Source organism: Kitasatospora sp. NPDC058406 (assembly GCF_042722765.1).
Lineage (GTDB): Bacteria > Actinomycetota > Actinomycetes > Streptomycetales > Streptomycetaceae > Kitasatospora.
Genome location: NZ_JBHXKE010000419.1, coordinates 1 through 4,438 on the forward strand (window position 1 = coordinate 1; position 4,438 = coordinate 4,438).

General features: G+C 72.1%; 6 protein-coding genes. 3 read left to right on the top strand and 3 right to left on the bottom strand.

Going from position 1 to position 4,438, the window contains the following annotated elements:
- Positions 1–54: 54 nt before the first annotated feature.
- The gene (locus tag ACFWOG_RS39800; RefSeq protein WP_380364531.1) at positions 55–201 is read right to left on the bottom strand and encodes a hypothetical protein; all 147 of its coding nucleotides are present in this window, start codon (positions 199–201) and stop codon (positions 55–57) included.
- 37 nt (positions 202–238) lie between these two features.
- Between ACFWOG_RS39800 and ACFWOG_RS39805 the strand changes: the two genes are divergently transcribed.
- Both ACFWOG_RS39805 and ACFWOG_RS39810 read left to right on the top strand, forming a co-directional pair.
- A complete protein-coding gene (locus tag ACFWOG_RS39805) occupies positions 239–892 on the top strand; it encodes a hypothetical protein (protein ID WP_329882784.1) in 654 nt (217 codons plus the stop codon).
- Positions 893–1,066: 174 nt separating this feature from the next.
- Positions 1,067–1,666, top strand: coding sequence for a hypothetical protein (locus tag ACFWOG_RS39810; protein ID WP_380364533.1), 600 nt, complete (start codon positions 1,067–1,069; stop codon positions 1,664–1,666).
- A gap of 217 nt (positions 1,667–1,883) precedes the next feature.
- Here ACFWOG_RS39810 and ACFWOG_RS39815 read toward each other — a convergent pair whose 3' ends face one another.
- On the bottom strand, positions 1,884–2,831 hold the full coding sequence (locus ACFWOG_RS39815; RefSeq protein ID WP_380364535.1) for an RDD family protein: 948 nt from the start codon (positions 2,829–2,831) through the stop codon (positions 1,884–1,886).
- Positions 2,832–3,059: 228 nt separating this feature from the next.
- Between ACFWOG_RS39815 and ACFWOG_RS39820 the strand changes: the two genes are divergently transcribed.
- Positions 3,060–4,064, top strand: a complete 1,005-nt coding sequence (locus ACFWOG_RS39820) for a stage II sporulation protein M (protein WP_329882787.1) — start codon at positions 3,060–3,062, stop codon at positions 4,062–4,064.
- Positions 4,065–4,230: 166 nt separating this feature from the next.
- Here the strand turns inward: ACFWOG_RS39820 and ACFWOG_RS39825 are convergent.
- Positions 4,231–4,438: hypothetical protein (locus tag ACFWOG_RS39825; RefSeq protein ID WP_380364537.1), on the bottom strand; the 208-nt coding region annotated here is incomplete at its 5' end.

Sequence of the window (4,438 nt, forward strand, 5' to 3'; positions counted from 1 at the left end):
CCCCCGAGCGGGGGTGCCGGCCACCGGCGTTCCGGTGCTCAACGGCGCAGGACGTCAGTGGTCCAGGTGCCCTCGTCGGGCGTAGCCGTCCAGGTTCTCCACCTCGCCGATCCGAGGCCAGTGCACGTAGAGCTCGGTGACGGCGGCGCCGGTCGACAGCCGTCCACCTCCTTGATGCGGCACCGCAACGGGAGGTTGCATGCCGGGCGCCGGTGATCGCGGACGTAGGCTTTCGGGCATGCCCAACGGCCGGTACTCGCTCCACGACACCCACGACCACGTGCTGCTCGGTGAGGAGCGCTTCAGCTGCGCGCCCGGCCCGGCCGGCTGGCGGTACGTCTCCAAGACCTACGCACCGGACGGACACGTCCTCGGCACGGTGGACCTGACGCTGGACGCGCGGGCCCGGCCGCTGCGGATGGAACTGCGCGCGGGCGGCTGGCAGGTGCGGGGCGGTGCCGTCGACGGGGTCGCCTGGGTACGGGCGGACGCCGCCGACCCGGCCGGCGAGCAGGCGGCCGAGGGCCACGACCGGGCGCACGGCTTCGCCGGACGCTCGCCGGGGTTCCTGGTCGCCACCGCCCGGCTGCTGCGCCTGCGGGAGGGGGCGAGCGCGCGGGTACGGCTGGTCGCGTTCACCGAGCCGGTGCTGGCTCCGCGCACCTTCGACCAGGGGTGGCTGCTGGAGGGCGCGGACACGCACGAGACCGACTCGGGGCCGCTGCTGGTCGAGCGGTACCAGGTGGCGGACCTGGAGACGGGGGAGCAGCAGGTCGTGCACCTCGCCGGGGACGTCGTGCTCGCCGCGGGCGGGATCGAGCTGGAGGAACTGGAGTCCCCGCCGAACGCGTGGCCGGCCGCGTTCGGGTACGGCGAGGGCCTGGGCGGCTGAGAGGCGTTCCGTGACCTCGTGTCGGCGCCCCGGACGTGAACCGGCGACGGCCCCTTGCCCGCCCAGGCCCCCGGTTCGCCCTGCCGGCACCGCCGGCCGGTGCCGCGCCGGGTAGCCGGTCAGATCGGTGGAAGAGCCGTTGAACCGGCGACGACCGCCTGCAAGGCTGGGGCCATGGGCTCCCCGAGGTTCAGCGCGCCACCACCGAATCCCGAACCTCCGGCCGTCGACGCCTTCCTCTCCGCCGTCGACAGCGCGATGAACAGCAACACCCTGCTGCTCACCGCGGATTGCGACGCACTCGTGACGGCCGGGAACCGCCGGGCCGTCCTGCACGCCTTCCTGCGCAGTGCCCTGTTCGAGCGACTGATGCGCGCCGCCGACGCACGCCGCAACTGGTACGTCCTGGCGGACGCGTACGACAGCGAGCCTTTCGAGCGCCCGCTCCTGCGCGAGGGATTCCGCGCCGCGGTGAGCCCGCTCGACCGCGCCGGCTTCCTGGCGCGGCTGCGCTGGATGCTCTGCGAGGCGTACAGCCCCTACGGCCACCACTACCCGGCGGCGGACGCCGAGCGACTGGTGTGCGACTTCGCCCGGGAACTGCTCGGTGAGGACGGCCCGGCGTGGTCCTTCGCCGCTGTCAGCCCGGACACTTCCTGCGCCCCACCGGCTACCACAGCGGCGAGGAGCCGCTGTGGCCGGTCTACTTCGACGGCTGCGAATCCGACACCGTCACGTTCGTCCACCGCGGCCGCAGCTTCCATCTGCTGCTGACGAACGGGTCGCCCTGAGGCGCCGTACACGAGCCGGTGTCCGGCCCGGTCCGCGTGAAGGGAGGACACGAACCCGAGCCGACCACGTCCGTGATCGGCGACCTCGCCTCGCGCACGACGCGACGAGACCGCGCCGATCCGGCGAGGGGCATCCAGGGACGCACGGGCAACGCGCCTGCTTCAAGGCCCTCCGGGACCGGGGCCGACCAGGGAACGACTCAGGCCGGCGGGGCGAAGCCGGTACCGGGCGCGGGCTTCGGTGCGGGCTCCGGTGCCGGCGGTGCGGTGGGTGCGGCGGGAGCCGTCGGGTGCGGGTGAGGGTACGGCGGCTGGTGCTGTTGTCCCTGCGCCGCGGGCGCCTGCGCCGGGTACTGCGCCTGGTGGCGGGCCTGCTGGAAGGCGTGCCCCTGGGCCCGCTCCCACTCACGGCGCTGGCGCTCGGTCAGGACCGCACCGAGGTACGCCGCCGGATGCACGCCGTAGGGGACCGGATGACCGGTGCGGGCGGTCACGTCGTCCGCCAGCCTGACCGACATCTGGTGGGCCACCGCCGGGTCGAGCTCGCCGATCCGCCCGAGCAGCTGGCGGACGGCCAGCCAGAGCGGCTCGGGCACGGCGGAGAGGTCGAGCGCGACCAGCTCGCCGCCGATCGCCTGCAACAGCTGCGGGTGGACCGGCGGCAGCGCCGTGGCGGTGCCGCCGCCACCGGGCACGCGCTCGCGGACCACCAGTGTCCCCGCGAACACGTCGCCCAGCCGCTTGCCCTCCGTGGACACCATCGAGCAGATCACGGCAGGGACGCCGAACAGCACGACGATCTCCAGGAAGCCGACCAGCCCGCGCACCAGCGCGTGCCGGAACCGCACCGGCCCGCCGTCGCTGCGCACCACCCGGAGCCCGAGGGCGGCCTTCCCCAGCGAACGTCCGCGGGTCAGTGTCTCGATCATGACCGGCAGGGCCACCAGGAAGAAGACCATCAGCCCGAGCGTGACCGCCGCGACCGCCGCACCGTCGATGTCGACGAGCGTCAGGCTCAGCACCAGGGACGCCGCCACCAGGCCGGCGATCTGCAGGGTGAGGTCCAGCGCGATCGCCAGTGCCCGGCTCGGAAGCTTCGCCGCACGCAGGCCGAGGACGACCGCCTCGCCCGTCACCAGGTCGCTCAAGGCACCCGTCCGTTCCCGTCGGTGGTTCGTGGTCCGTGATCCGCGGGGAGAGGAATCCGATGGATCGCCCCCACGATCCCGTGATCTGCAGTCGTCAACATACGGGGCCCCGGACCCGGTCGGGAAGGGAGGTCCCGGACGCCCGCGCGCACCCGTGCCCTGGCATGCTGGGCCCACCTGTCCGACCAAGCCCGCCCGCGCGCCCCGCGCCGACCCTGGAGTCGCCGAATGGACCTGGACGTCTTCGTCGCCACCCACCAGGGGGAGTGGGCCCGGCTGGACGCCCTTTCCAGGAGGCGCCGTCTCACCGGGGAGGAGGCCGACGAACTGGTCTCCCTCTACCAGCGCGCCACCGGGCACCTCGCCAAGGTCCAGGCCGCCGCGCCCGACCCCACGTTGGAGGGCAGGCTCACCAGTCTGGTCTCGCGGGCGCGCGACTCGGTCACGGGCAGCCGGACCAGCGGCTGGCGGGACGTCGTGCGCTACTACACGGTGAGCTTCCCGGCCGCGCTCTACCGGTCGCGCCGCTGGTGGCTGCCGGTCGCGATCCTCTCCCTCCTCGCGACCGCGCTCGTCGCCTGGTGGGTCGCCGGACATCCGGAGGTCCGGAACAGCCTGGCGACCCCGGACCAGATCCGGGAGATGACCAGGCCCGGCGGCGACTACGAGGCCTACTACTCGGACCGCCCGGCCGGCTCCTTCGCGGCGCAGGTCTGGACGAACAACGCCTGGATCGCCGTGCAGTGCCTGCTCTACGGGGTCGTGCTCGGGATCCCGGTGGTGATGGTGCTCTGGAGCAACGTCCTCAATCTCGGTCTGGGCGTCGGACTGATGGCGTCCGCCGGCAGGCTCGACATCTTCCTCGGCCTGCTCATCCCGCACGGCCTGCTGGAACTGACCGCGGTCTTCGTCGCCGGAGGCTTGGGGCTGCGCCTCGGCTGGACGATCGTCGACCCCGGCCCACGTACCCGCGCGACCGCTCTGGCCGAACAGGGGCGGTCCATCATCGGCATGGCCGTCGGCCTCACGACCGTCCTGGCCGTCTCCGGTGTCCTGGAAGCCTTCGTCACGCCGTCCGGCCTGCCCACCTGGGCGCGGATCACGATCGGCGCGCTGGCGGAGGTGGCGTTCCTCCTCTATGCCCTGGTCCTGGGTCGAAAGGCCGCGGCGACCGGAGAGACCGGCGATCTGGAGGCGACCGACCGGGCGGACCTCCAGCCGGTCGCTGCGTGAGTCGATGTGATCACCAGGCCCCTGACCTGCTACTCTTCTCGCATCTCAGCCAAACCATTGACGTGGCGCGGGTGGGCTAGTAGGTTTGAACGGTTGCGAGCGACTGGACAACGGTCGGGCACAGGCGTTAGTGTCTACGACACCGCCGAGTCGAGGTGAGCGCGTTTTACGAATGCGCACCCTCTCCGACGAGGTAAATCCCGGAACTGAGCACACCGAAAGCTTTGATAAGCTTCGGAGCGAAGTCGAAGGAAATCCCCCAGCGGGAATCGGATGAATGAAGCGCCGGAAACGGAGCGGAAAACGTCTGGTAAGCTGGAAACACGAAAGAACGAAGCGCCCGGAGGGCCGGTGTGAAAGCCGCCTGAAGGAAG

What these genes read in the sequence shown, in the direction of transcription:
- ACFWOG_RS39810 (WP_380364533.1), top strand. Translation starts at nt 1,067, where the DNA reads ATGGGCTCCCCGAGGTTCAGCGCGCCACCACCGAATCCCGAACCTCCG.
- ACFWOG_RS39805 (WP_329882784.1), top strand. Translation starts at nt 239, where the DNA reads ATGCCCAACGGCCGGTACTCGCTCCACGACACCCACGACCACGTGCTG.
- ACFWOG_RS39820 (WP_329882787.1), top strand. Translation starts at nt 3,060, where the DNA reads ATGGACCTGGACGTCTTCGTCGCCACCCACCAGGGGGAGTGGGCCCGG.
- ACFWOG_RS39800 (WP_380364531.1), bottom strand. Translation starts at nt 201, where the DNA reads ATGCAACCTCCCGTTGCGGTGCCGCATCAAGGAGGTGGACGGCTGTCG.